The organism is Siphonobacter sp. BAB-5385 (assembly GCF_002261125.1).
Lineage (GTDB): Bacteria > Bacteroidota > Bacteroidia > Cytophagales > Spirosomataceae > Siphonobacter.
The window spans coordinates 1-861 of the sequence record NZ_NMPS01000179.1 but is presented as its reverse complement, the minus strand read 5'-3'; the positions used below and the strand labels follow the sequence as shown (position 1 = coordinate 861).

Below are 861 nucleotides of genomic sequence, written 5' to 3'. Positions count from 1 at the left end.
GCACAGGATCACGTTATTCCTTACGAACAGGCCGTCCAATTTATCCATCCAGAGGATGTAGATCGCGTCAACACGACTGTGCAGCAAGCCTTGACGGGTGAGTCAAATGGGAACTACGATCAAACCTACCGCACTATTGGAGCTGATGATGGCATCCTGCGGTGGGTACGCTTCCACGGTAGAGCCTATTTTAGCCAAACCGGCGATCCGTATCGCTTTGGTGGGGTAGCCCAGGATGTCACCCAACAAGTATACACCCAACAGTCACTGGTAGCCAGCGAAGCCCGGTTTAAAAACTTAGTGGCGGCTACCCCAGCGGCTACAGTCGTCTTCGTCGGCAGGGATATGCTCATTCAGCAGGTGAACGCCCCGATGCTGGCTATCTGGGGTAGGGACAAATCGGTACTTGGTAAAACACTCCTGGTAGCAATGCCTGAATTGGAACAACAGCCATTTTTAGCCCAGCTTCAGCATGTTTTTGATACCGGTGAACCGTTTCGGCACTCGGAAGGGGTGGCATATCTACTAACAGACGGACAACCCAAGACGGTTTATTTCAATCATGCGTATAATCCACTCTATGATCAGGCCGGATCTGTTTACGGAGTGATTAATACGGCCATCGACGTTACGGAGCAAGTAAGGGCCCGGCAGGCACTCCAGGATAGCGAAGCCCGCTTTAGCAACATCATCCAGCAGTCGCCAGCCGCCACGCTGGTGTTACGAGGGAATAAGTTTGTGATTGATCAGATCAACACCTCCATGCTCGCCTTTTTTGGGAGGGGTGAGGAAGTGATTGGGCAGCCCCTGCTCGCCGTGATGCCGGAACTGAAGGAGCAGTTTGCCTGGCAACAGGCACAG

Annotated in this window: 1 protein-coding gene; it reads left to right on the top strand. The window is 52.8% G+C overall.

The annotated features are described in order from the left end of the window. Positions 1-861, top strand: an 861-nt coding sequence (locus BWI93_RS18030) for a PAS domain S-box protein (RefSeq protein ID WP_141217520.1), incomplete at both ends; no start/stop codon positions are given.